Raw genomic sequence first — 16,042 nt, forward strand, 5'->3', positions numbered from 1 at the left:
GTCGACCGGATCACAGCAGGGGGAATGCGGATCGCACCGTGGTCGGGCCCACACCCGGCGTGTCGAACTGGTACCTTGCTGCGAATAGGCCCGCGCTCGATGTTCCGCGCCGGCCGCGAAGTTCACGACAAGGAGCACGACGAGTGAACGGCAGGACCCTCGCGCGCCTGGCCGCGACCGCGGCAGCCCTCGGCGTCGGCGCGGCGGCCACCCTCGGATCGACGGCGGCGCAACCACCGAGTCCCCCCAGGTCTCCGCTCGACCTCGCGATCGAGAAGCTCACGGCCGCAGCCGGACACGATCCCGCCGCCCAGGCCGGAGTGAGTACGGTGGCCAAGACCGCGCACCTGATCACCGCGGTCAAGCTGGATTTCATCGCGGGCGGGTTCCAGCCGTTCTGGTTCACCTCGCCGACGTTCGGCTGCGGCGACAACGGCGTCACGATGACCTCGGTCACCGGCACCGCCGGTGCGCAGGGGCCCGACCGCGGCTTCCAGGGCAGCCTGGGGACCGTGCGGTTCCAGGCCACCCCGGCCGCCAGCGGCTATCCGACCGGTTCGGGCCTGACCGTCGCCTGGCTCAATACCGCCAACGGCCGCAGCGGCGTCGAGCCGATGGACGATCAGACCGACTATCACCTGCCGAGCCTGTCCAAGACCGTCGATTCCGGTCCGGGCACCGTTGTCGCGGCCGTCTGGGGCTCCATCGACTACCCGACGGGCTCGTGCACGATGACGCCCAATGTCGGCGTGATCACCGTGTACCCCAGCCCGACCCGGGATCCGAACGCGCCCACGGCCACGCTCGGCGTGGTTCCGTCGCCGACCGATACGCCGGGCAGCGCGCCGGATGGATCGGGCGTCGCCCCGGGTGATGCGCCGAGCGGTCCGGCCGTGGTTCCGGGCGGTCCGCCCAGCGGGCCGGGGGCCGTTCCGGCCGCCGGGAGCGATGCGCCGGTCCCGGCGCCCGCCCTGGTCGGTCCGGGTGGGGACACCCAGCCCGCGGGCTGACGCCCCGACGGTTTCAGTTCGAAGTGGTGCCCGATGCCGCCATCGACCGCGCCGGATCGATAGGCGTGTTCTGGGCGGCGGCCAGCCACCACCCGCCGTCGCGCTCCACGAGCACGTACAGGGCCACCTCCGAGAACGCGCCGGGTTCCAGTGCGCGCCTGCGGATCTGGGTGACTACGACGCCCGGCGCGGGCGAGGCGGCCACCAGGACCTCGAACTCGGAGGCCGGTGCCACGCCCTCGTCCATCAGCCGGTGGTGGATGGCGTTGAGCTCGTCGTAGCCGACGACCGTCGCGCCGAAGGGCGAGCCCCACAGCACATCCGCGGCGAAGGAGTTGTCGTAGCCGTCGGCGTCGGACGCCGCCACGGACCGTTGGAGTTCGGCGGCCAGCCGACCGGCCACCTCCTCCGCGCTGGCGGTTGCCGAGATGTCGCTCAGTATCGGGCGAGTGGTCATGTCATCCTCCGCTTCTCGGTGATGACCCCAACCTAGAAGCTGAACATTACTTCAGGTCAAGTTCGCCGTGAGCGAACCGGCCGCCGAGCGGAATGGCCGGTGGCGATCCGTAACCGACCGGAAATTTTGGATCAATGGCGCTTGACGCCACTTTTCTCGAGGGTCGGCAAACGCCTGGAATTCGCTTGCGCACCGGTCGGTTCGCGGAACCCCGCGGGCGGAGGCGGCCGATGCCCGGAGTGCCGCCTCCCTATACCGCGGGTGTGATCGGATCGTTCCTTGCCCCGGCGCGGTGTTGCCGGAGGGGATCGATTCCGGTCCTAGTGCACGACGGTCGCGCATACCGCGGCGTCGCCGAGGATAGTGCGCAGTGCCGCGTCGACGGCGGCGAGCGGGTCGTCCACCGCGTGCGGCCAGCGCCGCGCGACGATCTGATCGGGACGGACGAGCAGCGCACCGGCGGTCATGAGACCCGCAGCGGCGCAGTAGGTTTCGTCGACTACCCGGATGTCGGCGCGTGCCGCGGCCGCGTCCCAGCTGCCGCCCTCGGAGCCGACCAGCAGGGTCATGCCGGGGCCGACCAGGTCCAGGGTGGAGCGGCCGTCGGACAGGAACCGGTGCGGGACGCGGGTTCCGGGTTGACCGGTCAGATCGAGACGATCCATCGTGTGGCTGGAGCCGTCGGGCACGAACGCCCCGGCGGGGTAGCGGTAGCCGAGCATGAGGGCGAACGGATCGGCGAGCGGTGTGCCGTCGACGGATTCGTGATTCATGGTGCGCAGGTTGACGGTTCGGATGCTCGACTGGTCGGCGGTGTACCAGCCGGCGGGACGGCGCTCGGCGTCGTAGCTGTCCAGCAACGCCGCATCGGCCTCGCCGCGCAGCACCCGCGCCAGCTTCCAGGCCAGATTGTGCGCGTCCTGGATGCCGGTGTTCGCGCCCGCCGCGGCCACCGGCGGCATGACGTGCGCCGCGTCCCCGGCCAGGAACACCCGGCCCGCGCGAAAGCGATCGGCGACGAACATGCCCGGCTCCCACTGCATGACGCTGAGCAGTTCGACCGGGATATCCGGGACGCCGATGGCGGTGCGGATCACCTCGGCCCACTGATCCGCGGGTCGGTCGATCTCGTGCGAGGTGAAGTAGACCCAGCGCCGCGCGCCGTCGACCGACGCGAATACGCCCGGGACACTGTCGTTCTCGATCTGACAGAGATTGAATTCCCGGCCCCGCACCAGTTCCGCCAGGTCGGCCCGGAAGTAGATGTTGACGGCGCGGCCGAGAGTGCCGCGTCCGTCGCGGGTGATGCCCAGCCGCCGCCGGATCGGGCTCGCCGCCCCGTCGGCGGCGATCAGATAGTCCACCCGCACCCGCTCGGACGTGCCGTCCGCGGCGCGCAGCGTGGCGACGATACCCGTTGCGTCCTCGGTGAATTCGGTGCACTCGACGCCGAAGCGGATATCGCATCCGCGCTGTTCGCCGAGCCCGCGCAGGGTGGGTTCCAGCAGGTCCTGCGAGCACAGGCAGCCCGATTCCGGGGTGATCGCGTCCCAGTCGGGCAGCCCGCCGGGCAGGGTGAACGGCAGGTGTTCGGCCTCGGCGAGGGTCGGCCCGGCGGCCATGGCCTGATGCGCGGCCAGTCCCTCGGCCGCGGCCAGGACCGCGTCGGCGATGCCGATCTGCCGATACAGCTCCATGGTTCGCATGTTGATGCGCCGCGCCTTCGGCTGCGGCGAGGTGGTCACCCGCCGCTCGACCAGCACCGAGGACACCCCGCAGTGCTGCAGGAACAGGGCCGCCGACAGCCCGACCAGGCCGCCGCCGACGATCAGCACCCGAGGTGCGTGTACGTTGTACATCATGTGTACTTTGTACACCAATGGTTGAATGCCTGGCAAGGAGGTGTGATGACGGAGGAGGCGCCCGGTCCGCTCGTCTGGACCCTGCCGGAACCGCCCGGCCGGCCGACGACGAGCCTGAGCCGGGCCGGGATCGTGCGCGCCGCGCTCGCGATCGCGGACACCGAGGGCGCGCAGGCGCTCACCATGCGGCGGGTGGCGACGGCCGTGGGCGCGTCGACCCCGATGTCGCTGTACCGCTACGTGGGCAGCAAGGACGGCCTGGTCGACCTGCTGATCGATGCCGTCTACGGCGAAATCCCGGTGCCCGCAACGCCCTCCGCGCACTGGCGGGCCGGGCTGGAGCGGCTGTCGCTGGACACCTGGGCGGTGATCCGCCGCCACCTGTGGTTCGGCCAGCTCTGGCACACCCGGCCGCCGGTGGGGCCGAATGCGCTGCGCTACTTCGACTTCCGCTTCGCGCTGCTGGAGCCGCTGGGCCGCACCGCGGACGAGCTGAGCCTGCTCACCGGCGCCGTCGACGGCCACCTGTTCGGCGCGGCCCTGCAGCTGGCCGAGGAGCAGCGCATGCGCACCCGGGTGGGCCTGCTCACCGACGAGGAGCTGCACGCCGCCGCGCGGCCGGTGGTGGAGCCGATGCTCGCCGACGGCCGCTATCCGGCCTTCGCGCGCTGGTTCCGGGGCCGCACCGGCAGCGGTCCGGACGACCCGGTGGCCTGGACGCTGGCCTGCCTGCTGGACGGACTGACCGACCGGCTCGGGCTGCCGTCCTGACGAATGTCGCCGCGGCGCAGGCGAAGCCGGTGCTCAGCCCGCGCGCCGCGGTGCGCTGAGCACCGGCTCCCGCAGGATCCGGCACGCCTCGTCGTCGCCGACGGGGGCGAAATCCGCGTAGTAGCTGTCGATGTCGTCGATGTGGTCGTAGGTGTGCGGGCAGACGACCTTGTCGGCGTCGCCGGCCAGGGCGGCGACGGTGGACCGGGCGCCGACGGGCGCGGCGAAGACCACGCGGATCGCGCCGTGGGCATAGGCCGCCCGGCAGGCGGCCCGGGCCGAGGCGGGGGAGGACAGCCCCTCGTCGACGAGCACCACGGTGCGCCCGGCCAGTTCGGTGGCCGAGCGCGCGGTGCGGAACTGTTCGCCCCGGCGGCGCAGCATATCCCGGGCGGTTCGTTCGATGCCGGTGAGTTCGGTTGCGCCACTGGCCGGTTCGGGCCGGGGCTCGTTCACCACGCAGACGTCGCGTTCGGAGATGGCGCCGAAGACCGCGTCCTGGCGCTCCGGCTGCCGCAGCTCGTGCACCACGAGCACGTTGAGCAGCACGCGTAGCCGGGCCGCGACCTCGGCCGCGACGGCCACTCCGCCTCCGGCCAGGCCCGCGACGACAATGTCAGGGCCTCGAAAGACCATGAGATGTCCGGCCAGTCGTCGGCCGGCGTCGCGACGATCGAGGAATAGCATCAAGCCTCCCGAAGGATCGTAGGAACGAAACTCACCTGTGCCGGGGCTCGCGAACGGTAGGTGCTGCCCTCCGGCCGCGCTTCGGGACTCTGGAAGTCGGACCAATTCTACGTCTCTACCGGCGCCGCTCGTTGTGAAACGATCATGATCAACTTGGGCCGACAATTGTTCACACCGATGAAATCTGTTGCGCTGCGGCAGATTTCCGCTAGCTGACGGACGAGGCGAAGCGGTGCGTGCGAGGCGGTGGTGATCGTTTGCAAGGCGCGGGCGGCGATGCGGCGGGATTGCCCGGCCCGGCGATCGTTTCGTTCCGGCGGGGTCGCGAGACGATATCGGAACAGATCGGAATGCTCTGCAACTCGCCCGGATCGGGGTCGGAGTCGGATAATCGGGGTATGGCGGGTGAGGGTGAGCGGGAACTGCGCGAGTTGACCGACGCGGACTCGTTGCGGCTACTCGCCTCGGTCCGGTTCGGCCGCGTCGTGTTCACCCGGTACGCGCTGCCCACGATCCGGCCGGTCAATCACATCGTCGACGGCGACGAGGTGGTCATCTACGCCAATCTCGGACTGGTGCCGATGCACGCGGATCGGCAGGTGGTGGCCTACGAGGCCGACACCATCGATCACCGAACCCAGCTGGGGTGGAGCGTGGTTCTCACCGGTCCCGCGGAGGCGGTGACCGATCCGGACGATATCGCGCGCTACGAGCGGCTGCTGGATCCGTGGCTGCCGGGGCCGCGGCGGCGCATCGTCCGGATTCGTCCCGACATCGTCACCGGCATCGAGGTGATCGAGCGGGCGGAGCTGTCGGGACCGTTGGGATCGGCGGCGCGACCCTAGCCGGTCTGCGGCCGAGTCGCGGAGCCGGAGGGCTGGCCGCCCGGGGCGGGCGGGGCGGACTCATCGGCGCGCCGATGGCGGCCTCCGGTTCCGGAGTCACCCGCGGTGCAGGGCGACGCGCCCTGGGTATCACGGAATTTCGCAGACGCGCAGCACATGTCGGGCAACCGTTCGATCCGTGGGTAACCCGGGGATCGCTGCATGAGATCGCGTCGGCGAGGTTCTTCGCATGGGTGTCAGCGGTGACACCTTGTGTCGCTCTCGGCGATGTCCGCGCTGTTCGCGGGGGCGGGGCGCGGATTTCTCGAGCGGCAACTGTGAAGCTACTGTGAAAGAAGAATCACAAGTAGTTTAAACCGTGATACCGCTCGACGGCGGGTCAATGCGATTCTTGCACAACCCATTCGAATGCCTCCGCCCGCGACCGCGCGCCCTCGGCGGTACGCGACCGGTTGGGTTCGTCCAGTTCGGCCAGCAGACTCTCGGACAGCTCGACGAGCCGTGCCAGCGTCGGTGGAGCGAACCAGTCCGGCCGGGTGGCGAACAGCAGATCCTCGGTGGCGGTATTGCCGCTCGCACCCGGGGCGAACGGGCAGCCACCCAGTCCGCCCAGGGAGCCGTCGATCACCGTGGCGCCCGCGGCCAGCGCCGCGAGCGAGTTCGCCACCCCCATACCCCAGGTGTCGTGGCCGTGGAAGACGATGCGGCCGTGCTCGTTTCCCCACCCGCGCGCCCCTGCCGCCGCCACCAGCGCGCCCACCTCGGCGGGGCGGGCCTGGCCGAGGGTGTCGGCCAGCACGATGTCGGCCGCGCCCGCGGTGCGCGGGTCGGTCGCGATCGCCAGCACCCGATCCGGATCGACCGGTCCGTCGAAGGGACAGGTTAAGGCGGTGGCCAGGCACAGCTGGATGCGGCCGCCGGCCTCGTGCGCGAGCCGGATCGCGTCCGGCATGGCGGCCACGCTCTCCTCGGTGGTGCGACCGATATTGGCCTTGTTGTGCGCGTCCGATACCGAGAAGCAGTACTGGAAATTGCGGACCCCCGCCGCGGCCGCCCGCTCCACGTGCCGGGGCGTGGCGACCCATACCCAACAGCGTTGCAGCTCCTGCGGTTCCAGCGCGGCGACCAGGTCGAGCGTATTGGCCATCGGCGGCACCAGATCCGGCCGCGCCATCGAGCCGATCTCCAGCTCGGGCACGCCCAGCGCCAGCAGGGTGCGCGCGATCTCCACCTTGCGCTCGGTGGGCAGTATCTTGCCCGTCAGCTGGAGGCCGTCGCGCAGTGTCACGTCGCGGAGCATCAGTTTCCCTCCAGCGCTTCGATATCGGTGTCGGACATGCCGAGCAGGCCGGACAGCACCTCGCGGGTGTGCTCGCCGAGGTCGGGGCCGACGGAGCGGATGGGCAGCGACCGCCCGCCGAAAACCGGCACGATGCCGGGGAATCCGACCTTCTTCGGCTCCGCCTCGCCCACGTCCACGCGGAACTGCTGAATCATGTTGCGGGCCCGGTACTGCGGGTCGGCCACGATATCGGCGGCGGTGTAGATCGGACCGCACGGGATGGTCGCGGCCTCCAGGATCGCGAGCGCCTCGTCGCGGGTGTGGCGGCGGGTCCAGTCGGCGATCGCGGCGTCGAGCCGGTCGCGGTGTTCCCAGCGGCCCGCGTTGTCGGCCAGTGCCGGATCGGCGGCCAGGTCGGGGCGCTCGATGACCCGCATGTAGCGCTGGAAGATGGCGTCGGCATTGCCGCCGATGATGATGCTGGTGCCGTCGGCGCACGGGTAGGCGTTGCTGGGGGCGATGCCCTCCATGCGGCCGCCCACGCGTTCGCGCCGGATGCCGTAGGCCAGGTAGTCGGGCACCAGCGATTCCATGACCGACAGGATCGATTCGTTGAGGGCGACGTCGACGACCCGCTGCGGCAACGGGATTCGCCGCTGCGCCTGCGACCGTTGGAACAGCGCCAGCACCGTGCCGAAGGCCGCGTAGATGCCCGCGATGGAATCGCCGATCGACACCCCGACCCGCACCGGCGGCCGGTCCGGATCGCCCACCAGCTCGCGCAGCCCGCCGACCGCCTCGGCCACGGCCGCGAAACCGGGCCGCTGGGCGAGCGGGCCGGTCTGCCCGTAGGCGGAGATGCGGGTGATCACCAGATCCGGGTTCGCCTCGTCGAGGACGTCGGGGCCCAGGCCCCATTTCTCGAGCATGCCCGGACGGAAGTTCTCCAGCAGCACATCGGATTGCCTGACCAGCTCGAGGACGATATCGCGGCCCGCCTCGGTGCGCAGGTCCAGGGTGATCGACTTCTTGTTGCGGTTCACCGTCCGATACAGCATCGAGGTGTCGCCGCCGTAGAGCCGCCAATTGCGCAGTTCGTCACCGGTTTTCGGGCGCTCCACCTTGATCACCTCGGCCCCGAAGTCACCGAGAATCCGCCCCGCGGTCGGCGCCGCAATATAGTTGCCCAGCTCCAGTACCCGAACCCCATCCAGCGGCCTCATATCCATGGCCCCGATTGAACCACCGGCTGCCTGACATGTGGCTGTGGTCCCGGCGTCGACCACCTCTGGTTCCGGCGTCCGCGGTCTCTGGTTCCGGCGTCCGCGGTCTCTGGTTCCGGCGTCCGCGGTCTCTGGTTCCGGCGTCCGCGGTCTCTGGTTCCGGCGTCCGCAATCTCTGGCCCCGGCGACCACAATCTCTGGTCCCGGCATGCTTTTGGCCGGGACCCGCCCGCCGTCAGGCTGCTCTCGAGGTCCCCGGCTCGACGATCGAATAATGCTCCGCATTGCCCGCGATCACCGTGCTGGGGCGGCCGTCGACGCCGACCGGGATGTCGCCCGCCAGGGTGATGCGGGTGAGTTTGCGGTGTTCCGTGCCGTCGTAGTCGTCGATCGCGTAGTGCTGGGTGGCGCGGTTGTCCCAGATGGCGACGTCGCCGAGTCGCCAGTTCCAGCGCGTGGTGTGCTCGAGCCGGGTCACGCGATCCTGGAACAGCCGAAACAGCGCGTGCGATTCCTGGCCGGTCAGGCCGACCAGGCTCTTCACGAAATGCCCGAGCAGCAGGGCGCGTTCGCCGGTCTCCGGGTGCACGCGCACCACCGGGTGTTCGGTTTCGTAATAGACGGACTGGAATTCGGTGCGGTAGGCGCGGGAGTTCTCGTCGGGGGAGTCGTCCTGCGCGGCGGCGTAGTCGTAGGTGTTGGTGTGCCGCGCGCGCAGCCCCTCGGCCAGCCGCTTGAGCGGCTCCGGCAGCGAGTCGTAGGCGGCGACGGTGGAGGCCCAGGTGGTGGAGCCGCCGTAGCTCGGCAACTCGACCGCCCGCAGGATGGACGCCTTGGGAATCCGGTCCACGAAGGTGACATCGGTGTGCCAGCTGTTGGCCCGGCCGTGCTGGGAGTCGATGGCCAGGCTCTTCACCCCGTGCGAGGTCACCGTCGGGTGCGGCGTGGTCGGCGTGCCGAGCAACCGGGCGAATTCGTACTGCGCGTCCTCGGTCAGATGATGCTGGCCCCGGAAGAAGATCACCTTGTGCTCGTTCAGCGCGGCCCTGATCCGCTCGACGGCCTTCTCGTCCAGATCCCCGCCCAGCCGCACCCCGTCGATCCGCGCCCCGATGTGCGTCCCGAGCCTGACCACCTCGATGTCGGCGCTTCCTGGTGCGTAATCGGCAGACATACAGGACCTTTCACGGTGACGATGCTTTTCTACGAGCACATCACCGCGACCCTCACGAGGCGAGGTTTAGCGTCAGCGGGATCGCAAAGCATCTACGTCCCTGGTGGTCCCGGCGTGCTTTGGCCGGAATCCGGTGAGATCCCGGCCAAAAGCACGCTGGGATCATGAAGACTGGCGCGCCGGGATCAGCCCACGTGCTCGCGCAAGTACGCCAAATCCTCGGCAAGTCCATCCCCGGGCGTCTCCAGAACCACCGGCGCGTCGGCGGTGCGGCAGACCTCGGCGAGGAGTTGGGGGTCGATGGTGCCGTCGGCGAAGTTGGCGTGGCGGTCGGCGCCGGAATTGAATTCGTCGCGCGAGGAGTTCAGGTGGACGAGGTCGATGCGGCCGGTGATGGCGCGGATGCGGTCGACCACGCCGATCAGTTCCTCGCCGCCCGCCCAGGCGTGGCAGGTGTCCAGGCAGAAACCGGCGCCGAAGTCGCCGACCGCGTCCCACAGCCGCGCGATCGAGTCGAAATGCCGTGCCATGGCGTGGTTTCCGCCCGCGGTGTTCTCGATGAGAATCGGGACCGCGAAGCCGCCCTTGTCCTGCTGGCGCTCGAACAGTTTGCGCCAGTTGACGACTCCGGCCTCGATCTCCGCGTCGGAGCGGACGTGGCCGCCGTGCACGACCAGCCCGAACGCGCCCAGATCGGCCGCGGCCTGCGCCTGCTGCGCGACCGCGGTGCGCGAGGGCATGCGCAGCCGGTTGTTGGTGCTGGCCACATTGATCTGGTACGAGGAGTGCACCACCACATCGATCGGGCTGGCCTTGATCTGCTCGGCCTGCGGGTGCGGCTGCGGTTTCTCCCACCCCTGCGGGTCGATGACGAACATCTGGATCACCTCGGCGCCCAGCCGTTCGCCGAAGTCGATCGGATCACTGTCTTGCCGGACGTGTGCTCCAATGCGCATGGGCACAGAGCGTATCGGTAGCCACCGACAGGGTTGCCGCGGCTGCTATGGTTTCGATGTTTCCCGTGGTTAGCCCCAGGGTGGCGGCGGGTGGTTCGTGCGGTGCTGCCGTGTGCCGGCGGGTTTCGGTGCGTGGCACGGAAAGTGGGAGCGGGGCATGCTTGCCAACGGTGAGATCTTCGCCGGCTATCCCATCGAACGGCTGTTGGGCCGCGGTGGCATGGGTTCGGTCTACCTGGCCATGCATCCGCGCCTGCCACGAATGACGGCGTTGAAGGTGCTCAATCGGGAGATGATCGCCGACGCCGAGATCCGCGCCCGCTTCGAGCGCGAGGCCGATCTGGTCGCCCAGCTGGACCATCCCAACATCGTGACCGTGTACGACCGCGGGCTCGAGGACGGTCTGCTGTGGATTTCCATGCAGTACATCGACGGCATCGATGCCGCGAGCGTCGACCCGCGGCAGCTGCCGCCGGAGCGGGCGGTGCAGATCGTCGGCGAGGTCGCCGAGGCGCTGGACTACGCGCACCGCAACGGCGTGCTGCACCGCGACGTGAAACCGGCCAATATGCTGCTGGCCCGCTCCACCGGCGGCAAGGGCGAGCGGGTCTACCTCACCGACTTCGGCATTGCGCGATTACGTGACGACGGCGGCCATCTCACCCAGACGGGAACGTTCACCGCGACGCTGGCCTATGCCTCGCCCGAGCAGCTCACCGGCGCGGCGCTGGACGGCCGCGCCGATCAGTATTCGTTGGCGTGCAGCCTGTTCTGGCTGTTCACCGGCAGCGGGCCGTTCCCCGCGCCGAGCCCGGCGGCGGTCATCCGCGGCCACCTGCAGGGCCCGCCGCCCGCGCTGAGCAGCGTCCGCCCCGGCCTGCCCCGCTCCCTGGACGCGATCCTGATCAAGGCGATGTCCAAGCGCGCCGACGACCGCTTCGAATCCTGCGCGGACTTCGCCGCCGCCGCCCGCCGCGCCTTCGCCCCACCGAGCGCCCCGCCCATTCCGGTGGCCCCCCAGGGCACCGGCCCGGGCATGCCCATCGCCCCGCGCCCCACCTCCGGTCCCGGCCTGTCCATGCCCCCGCGCCCCACGACCGGCCCCGGCATGCCTATGGCCCCGCGCCCCGCCATGGCCCCGTACCCCGCCACCGGCCCGGGCACCCCGGTAGTCGGCCGCCCGCCGACCGGCCCCGCCGTCCCCACCGTCGGCTCCGGCGGCATCCGCGCGACCACCCCACCACCCCAGCCGCTCTACCACCCAGGCCCCCAACCCACTCCGTACGGCTACCCACAGCCCCTGCCCCCACCGAAATCCAACTCCGGCCTGATCATCGCCATCATCATCGGCACCGTCGTCCTCCTCTTGGTCGTCCTGCTGATCATCGCGGCACTGTCGGCATAGCCGACCGAGCGTGCGGTGCACCAACTCTCGCCATTCCGGCGTGGACTCCCGTCATTCCGGCGTGTTTTTGGCCGGAATCGTGAGGGTCCCTGCCAAAAGCGCGCCGGGATGACGGGTGCTGTCCAGGGGGGTGCGTCGACATCCGTGAACGTCCGCTGATCTGATGTTATGCACATCGGCGATAACTCACGGATGTCCCTGGACGGCTCGGATTGTGACACGTAGGTGACACAGAGCGGCCCGCGCTCGCCCCCGGAGCGCGGGCTGTGGCCTGTCGTCAGGCGGGGACGGCCCCTACTCGCTGGAGTGAGATGTCCATTACACGCTACATAGTGGGGAGCGCTCAGGACTTGCTAGCACGGTGAGGGACAGGCCACGGGACCAGTCGCAGCCCGTCCCGGCAGTAGTATGCACCTACTTAGCGGATAGGGCCGCCTTCCAGAACACGCTCGATCTCGCTGACCCGTCGATCCAACCGTGACGATTTCACCTTGTCTGCCGCCCGCCGGGCCCGTGCGATCGTGGCCCGAGCAGCATCGAGTTCACCCTTGCCCGCATAGGCTTCCGCCAACCACGTGCGGTACAAAGCCACCTCGCGGGCATGATCCGCCGGGTAGCCGTCGATCGCCCGCGACAACAGGGGCTCGGCGCTGGACGGGTCTCTGAGCTCCACAAAGCACCGTCCGGCCATGACGTCGATCTCATCCCTGTTCAGCCAGTACGTCCACTCAGGCTCGGCGATATCCGGCGAGTGCGAATCGTAAGTGTCGTCGACGGCGTCCAATGCCCGACGGCTCCCGTCACGATCCCGAGCACGAGCACTGGCCCACGCCACCCGCTCGAGCAGCAGCGTCCGCACAACCGGTGTGGCATCGCGCGCGCCGACCACAGCTGTTCGCGCCAGTAGCGCGGCATCGGCAGGGTTGCCGACATTCGACATCTGATAGCTCAGCGACGAAAACAGCTGCGCCGCAAGCACTTTGTCCCCCGCTTCGCTGGCCGCCGACACACCCTCGAGATAATCGGTCTCCGCATCGGCGTACCGGCCCGCGTCAGATGCCACCCACCCCGCCAGCTGGGAGAGTTCGCCGACCACGGTCAGCAACCGCTGCCCTATCTGCTCGGTGTAGCTGCCGCAGTCGACCAGGCCGCGAATGTCGGCCAACTCCTTGCGAATCACGGGGTACAGCGTGCGGCCCCCGACTGAATCGTCGAGATGCCGAAGCTCGACAACCCGTTGCTCGAGTTCCGTGGCGAGACTGGCCCCGACCTTCCTGCCTGCGGCCGAGTGCGTGAACGCTGGCGAGTCGGACACCAGCCACTCGTGTGCCACGCGTACAGGATCGGTAGGCGGTGTGGCGAGGGTGTAGACGGAGACGTTCAATGCCGCCGAGTACGCCCGTACGTGCTCCGGCCGGATAGGGCGATCACCTGTTTCCAGTTGCCCTAGATACGTTTTCGAATAGTTCGTCCGTGCAGCGAGCGCTGACAGGCTGATACCGACAGCGTCGCGTGCCGCGCGGAGTCGTTCGCCTGTGATCTCGGTATCGCTGAATTCCGGACGCTGGTCCTCGTCCATGCGCTCATCGTAAGCGGAGTTGCGGACGACTGCGGACGGGAATGTCTATCGGTTCGGGCATCCCGGCGGCAATGCTCGAGTCAGGCCCCGACACCGGGTGACCCCGCACCAGTCCGAATCGAATCGTGGCCCCGCTGGTGCGACCCGCCTCAGTGTCCCCGGCGTCGGGTGCCGTTCCAATCGACGGACCAAGGGGTACCGGATGGGATCGGGAACAGCGATAACGGAAGTCGCGATCTTGGGTGTGCTCGCGCCCGGTGGATTGTTCACTGCGAGCCAGATCATGCAGCGGGCGCACCTTACGAGTTGGAGCGTACGGCGTGCACTGGTCCAGTTATCGGCCCGGGGCTTGATCATGCACGCGCCGTATCAGGCCAAGTGGTCGATAACCGCTCGGGGACAACACGTTTGGGCAACTAAGCAGCGGAGGTTTGCGGAATGAACGGTGGTGAGGTCGTCCGGCTCGGCCCGATTCGTCCTGAGCATGTCGGCAGCGGCTGGCTCCTCGAGGGCGACGACCAGGGCGAGTGGTTCTTGTGCAAGCCGATCGGCACCGGGGTCGTGAGGATCTTCGCGACTGCGTCCGCGTGCGGTGTGGGGCTGTGCCTGCCCGATGGCCGGATGGTGCGGGGCATGTCGGCGCGGGACGTGGACGACGCGAAGGCGTTGGCCGACAAGCTGATTCGCGAGGTCAACTGATGGCCGCGTGGGATAGGGCCGGGATGGTGGTAGCGGCCGGGCTTCCGGCGCTGGTGGCGTTGTGGGCGTGTTTCTGGCCCGTCGCGGCATCCCGGCGCAAGCGCGGACGGCGGCGTCGCCGATGACACGGTTCGCCTACGTCCGTACACGATTCGGCGGCAAGCGGCGCGACTTCGAACTCCCCAGAGACGCCACCGCGTTCGGGGCGTGGGTCGCGGAGCGCCGGGTGAGTGCGACGAGTCTGGCGATCTTCGATCGGCACCGCGATATCGTTCTCGCCTATTTGGCCCGGATGGCGGCGGTCAACGACCAGGACCTGTTTCAGCTGATCACCTGGTCTGACTCCGGCGCACCTGTCTCGGTGGAGCATCACCCGCTGCACGGGGTGACGAGGGGTGGCTGTCGAGATGGCCAGGGCGTCTGCCGGGATGACCACGGGTGAATGCTCGGGACGGCCGGTTGGGGTGCTCGGGCGGAGGTTTGTTCGAGGGCTAGGTCGAGGTGTGGATTATCGGGGTGTGGGTGGTGGGGGAGGGTTCGCGGAGGCGGAGGTAGAGGGTGTAGGCGGAGATGCAGAGGGTGAGCCAGAGGGTGCCGATGGCCATTCCGGCTAGGACGTCGGTGGGCCAGTGGACGCCGAGGTAGAGGCGGGAGGCGCCGACTGCCAGGACGAATGTTGCTGCGCCGAGGGCTACGGCGATCTTGGGGGCGCGGCGGTGTAGGGACAGGACCACGAGGGCGGTGAGTGCGCCGATGATGGCGGTCGAGCCGAGGGTGTGGCCGGAGGGGAAGGACTGGCTCGTTTCGACCACCAGGTGGTCGGCGACCGGGGGGCGCTGGCGGCCGACCACCACCTTGAGGAATGCGCCGATCGCGCCCGCGCCGCCCGCGGCCGCCGCGATCAGGACCAGCTGGGGCCAGCGGCGGCGCCAGGCGAACCAGGCGCAGGCCGCCAGCGCCACGGCGCCCATGGTCGAGATGGCGCCCAGGTCGCTCACCGCCTTCGCGATCGGCGTCAGCCAGCCCGTGCGATGCGGGATCACCCAATTCATCGTGGCCGGGTCGATGCGGGTGACGCCGTCGTCGTCCACCACGTCACCGGTCAGCTCGACGATGCCCCCGGTCAGCCCGGCCACCGCGGTGAGCGCGCACGCCTTGGCCCAGCGCAGGATGCCGCGCCGGACGAGCACGGCGGTGACGACAGCGGTCAGCAGGGCCAGGATGAGCAACACCATGGCTACGAGGATATTCGGACTCCTACCCCGGTATTGGGGGACATCCCTCATGGCGGAAGTGCGGATATCCCGGAAAACTGGTGTGCATGACTGCCGATGCCCTGGGCACCGAACCCGCCGCAGCGACCACGCTCGCGGCCCGCGCCACCGATCTGACCAAGCTGTACGGATCGGGTGACACCCAGGTCCGGGCCCTGGACGGCGTCAGCGCCGACTTCGCCCAGCGCGAATTCACCGCCATCATGGGCCCGTCCGGCTCCGGGAAGTCCACGCTCATGCACTGCCTGGCCGGGCTCGACAGCGTCACCTCGGGCACGGTACGCATCGGCGACACCGATCTGACCGGCCTGTCCGACCGGCAGATGACGGCGTTGCGCCGCGACCGGATCGGCTTCGTATTCCAGGCGTTCAACCTGGTGCCGACGCTCACCGCGCTGGAGAACATCACGCTGCCGCTGGACATCGCGGGGCGCAAGCCGGATCAGGACTGGCTGGAGACGGTCATCAAGCGGCTCGGCCTCGGCGATCGGCTCGGCCACCGGCCCAGCGAGCTGTCCGGCGGCCAGCAGCAGCGGGTGGCGTGCGCGCGGGCGCTGTCGGGCAAGCCGGACATCATCTTCGGCGACGAGCCCACCGGCAATCTGGACTCGCGATCCTCCGGCGAGGTGCTGTCGATCCTGCGTGCCGCCGTCGACGAATTCGGCCAGACCGTGGTGATCGTGACCCACGAACCGCATGCCGCCTCCTACGCCGACCGGGTGATCTTCCTCGCCGACGGCCGCATCGTCGACGAATTACGCGACCCCACCGCGGATTCCGTGCTCGACCGGATGAAATCGCTGGAGACGCGGTAATGG

Annotated in this window: 16 protein-coding genes; 7 read left to right on the forward strand and 9 right to left on the reverse strand. The window is 69.3% G+C overall.

From position 1 onward, the window contains the following. Positions 1-143: 143 nt before the first annotated feature. Complete coding sequence (locus tag HPY32_RS27365) at positions 144-1,010, forward strand: hypothetical protein (protein WP_067577050.1); 867 nt, start codon at positions 144-146, stop codon at positions 1,008-1,010. Between the two features lie 13 nt (positions 1,011-1,023). Here the strand turns inward: HPY32_RS27365 and HPY32_RS27370 are convergent, their stop codons facing one another. Both HPY32_RS27370 and HPY32_RS27375 read right to left on the reverse strand, forming a co-directional pair. Then, positions 1,024-1,467, reverse strand: a complete 444-nt coding sequence (locus HPY32_RS27370) for a nuclear transport factor 2 family protein (RefSeq protein WP_067577052.1) — start codon at positions 1,465-1,467, stop codon at positions 1,024-1,026. A 320-nt stretch (positions 1,468-1,787) separates the two neighbouring features. Next, the gene (locus HPY32_RS27375) at positions 1,788-3,329 is read right to left on the reverse strand and encodes an FAD-dependent monooxygenase (protein WP_231951258.1); all 1,542 of its coding nucleotides are present in this window, start codon (positions 3,327-3,329) and stop codon (positions 1,788-1,790) included. Positions 3,330-3,374: 45 nt separating this feature from the next. Here HPY32_RS27375 and HPY32_RS27380 point away from each other — a divergent pair, with 45 nt between their 5' ends. Then, positions 3,375-4,100: a TetR/AcrR family transcriptional regulator gene (locus HPY32_RS27380; RefSeq protein ID WP_067577054.1), complete on the forward strand. Its 726-nt coding sequence runs from the start codon at positions 3,375-3,377 to the stop codon at positions 4,098-4,100. Between the two features lie 33 nt (positions 4,101-4,133). Here HPY32_RS27380 and HPY32_RS27385 read toward each other — a convergent pair whose 3' ends face one another. Then, a complete protein-coding gene (locus tag HPY32_RS27385; RefSeq protein WP_067577057.1) occupies positions 4,134-4,787 on the reverse strand; it encodes a phosphoribosyltransferase family protein in 654 nt (217 codons plus the stop codon). Between the two features lie 398 nt (positions 4,788-5,185). Here HPY32_RS27385 and HPY32_RS27390 point away from each other — a divergent pair, with 398 nt between their 5' ends. Next, on the forward strand, positions 5,186-5,632 hold the full coding sequence (locus HPY32_RS27390) for a pyridoxamine 5'-phosphate oxidase family protein (RefSeq protein WP_067577059.1): 447 nt from the start codon (positions 5,186-5,188) through the stop codon (positions 5,630-5,632). A gap of 379 nt (positions 5,633-6,011) precedes the next feature. Here HPY32_RS27390 and HPY32_RS27395 read toward each other — a convergent pair whose 3' ends face one another. The 4 genes from HPY32_RS27395 to HPY32_RS27410 form a co-directional block, all read right to left on the reverse strand. Further along, positions 6,012-6,932: a hydroxymethylglutaryl-CoA lyase-like TIM-barrel protein gene (locus HPY32_RS27395; RefSeq protein ID WP_171983073.1), complete on the reverse strand. Its 921-nt coding sequence runs from the start codon at positions 6,930-6,932 to the stop codon at positions 6,012-6,014. Next, positions 6,932-8,143 (reverse strand): CaiB/BaiF CoA transferase family protein, encoded by a 1,212-nt coding sequence (locus HPY32_RS27400; RefSeq protein WP_067577061.1) that lies wholly within the window; start codon positions 8,141-8,143, stop codon positions 6,932-6,934. Before HPY32_RS27400 ends, HPY32_RS27395 begins: the two co-directional genes overlap by 1 nt. A gap of 229 nt (positions 8,144-8,372) precedes the next feature. Then, entirely contained in the window at positions 8,373-9,311 is a 939-nt protein-coding gene (locus HPY32_RS27405) for a TauD/TfdA dioxygenase family protein (RefSeq protein ID WP_067577062.1), read from the reverse strand. A 185-nt stretch (positions 9,312-9,496) separates the two neighbouring features. Beyond that, entirely contained in the window at positions 9,497-10,267 is a 771-nt protein-coding gene (locus HPY32_RS27410) for a deoxyribonuclease IV (RefSeq protein WP_067577064.1), read from the reverse strand. Positions 10,268-10,424: 157 nt separating this feature from the next. Between HPY32_RS27410 and HPY32_RS27415 the strand changes: the two genes are divergently transcribed. Beyond that, positions 10,425-11,672 (forward strand): serine/threonine-protein kinase, encoded by a 1,248-nt coding sequence (locus HPY32_RS27415; RefSeq protein ID WP_171983074.1) that lies wholly within the window; start codon positions 10,425-10,427, stop codon positions 11,670-11,672. Between the two features lie 418 nt (positions 11,673-12,090). Here HPY32_RS27415 and HPY32_RS27420 read toward each other — a convergent pair whose 3' ends face one another. Next, a complete protein-coding gene (locus HPY32_RS27420; protein WP_067577068.1) occupies positions 12,091-13,251 on the reverse strand; it encodes a helix-turn-helix domain-containing protein in 1,161 nt (386 codons plus the stop codon). 438 nt (positions 13,252-13,689) lie between these two features. Here HPY32_RS27420 and HPY32_RS27425 point away from each other — a divergent pair, with 438 nt between their 5' ends. Both HPY32_RS27425 and HPY32_RS27430 read left to right on the forward strand, forming a co-directional pair. Next, complete coding sequence (locus HPY32_RS27425; protein WP_067577070.1) at positions 13,690-13,950, forward strand: hypothetical protein; 261 nt, start codon at positions 13,690-13,692, stop codon at positions 13,948-13,950. Between the two features lie 61 nt (positions 13,951-14,011). Then, complete coding sequence (locus HPY32_RS27430; RefSeq protein WP_067577071.1) at positions 14,012-14,392, forward strand: hypothetical protein; 381 nt, start codon at positions 14,012-14,014, stop codon at positions 14,390-14,392. 49 nt (positions 14,393-14,441) lie between these two features. Here HPY32_RS27430 and HPY32_RS27435 read toward each other — a convergent pair whose 3' ends face one another. After that, positions 14,442-15,185: a phosphatase PAP2 family protein gene (locus tag HPY32_RS27435; RefSeq protein WP_067577073.1), complete on the reverse strand. Its 744-nt coding sequence runs from the start codon at positions 15,183-15,185 to the stop codon at positions 14,442-14,444. An 86-nt stretch (positions 15,186-15,271) separates the two neighbouring features. Here HPY32_RS27435 and HPY32_RS27440 point away from each other — a divergent pair, with 86 nt between their 5' ends. Beyond that, positions 15,272-16,039, forward strand: a complete 768-nt coding sequence (locus tag HPY32_RS27440) for an ABC transporter ATP-binding protein (protein WP_067577075.1) — start codon at positions 15,272-15,274, stop codon at positions 16,037-16,039. The last annotated feature ends 3 nt before the right edge of the window (positions 16,040-16,042 follow it).

This window comes from Nocardia terpenica, assembly GCF_013186535.1.
GTDB lineage: Bacteria > Actinomycetota > Actinomycetes > Mycobacteriales > Mycobacteriaceae > Nocardia > Nocardia terpenica.

Bases quoted from the DNA above. Each gene is read 5' to 3' on its own strand.
- HPY32_RS27405 (WP_067577062.1), bottom strand. From the start codon at position 9,311: ATGTCTGCCGATTACGCACCAGGAAGCGCCGACATCGAGGTGGTCAGG.
- HPY32_RS27400 (WP_067577061.1), bottom strand. From the start codon at position 8,143: ATGGATATGAGGCCGCTGGATGGGGTTCGGGTACTGGAGCTGGGCAAC.
- HPY32_RS27425 (WP_067577070.1), top strand. From the start codon at position 13,690: ATGAACGGTGGTGAGGTCGTCCGGCTCGGCCCGATTCGTCCTGAGCAT.
- HPY32_RS27440 (WP_067577075.1), top strand. From the start codon at position 15,272: ATGACTGCCGATGCCCTGGGCACCGAACCCGCCGCAGCGACCACGCTC.
- HPY32_RS27375 (WP_231951258.1), bottom strand. From the start codon at position 3,329: ATGATGTACAACGTACACGCACCTCGGGTGCTGATCGTCGGCGGCGGC.
- HPY32_RS27390 (WP_067577059.1), top strand. From the start codon at position 5,186: ATGGCGGGTGAGGGTGAGCGGGAACTGCGCGAGTTGACCGACGCGGAC.
- HPY32_RS27380 (WP_067577054.1), top strand. From the start codon at position 3,375: ATGACGGAGGAGGCGCCCGGTCCGCTCGTCTGGACCCTGCCGGAACCG.
- HPY32_RS27435 (WP_067577073.1), bottom strand. From the start codon at position 15,185: ATGGTGTTGCTCATCCTGGCCCTGCTGACCGCTGTCGTCACCGCCGTG.
- HPY32_RS27370 (WP_067577052.1), bottom strand. From the start codon at position 1,467: ATGACCACTCGCCCGATACTGAGCGACATCTCGGCAACCGCCAGCGCG.
- HPY32_RS27420 (WP_067577068.1), bottom strand. From the start codon at position 13,251: ATGGACGAGGACCAGCGTCCGGAATTCAGCGATACCGAGATCACAGGC.
- HPY32_RS27385 (WP_067577057.1), bottom strand. From the start codon at position 4,787: ATGCTATTCCTCGATCGTCGCGACGCCGGCCGACGACTGGCCGGACAT.
- HPY32_RS27410 (WP_067577064.1), bottom strand. From the start codon at position 10,267: ATGCGCATTGGAGCACACGTCCGGCAAGACAGTGATCCGATCGACTTC.
- HPY32_RS27415 (WP_171983074.1), top strand. From the start codon at position 10,425: ATGCTTGCCAACGGTGAGATCTTCGCCGGCTATCCCATCGAACGGCTG.
- HPY32_RS27395 (WP_171983073.1), bottom strand. From the start codon at position 6,932: ATGCTCCGCGACGTGACACTGCGCGACGGCCTCCAGCTGACGGGCAAG.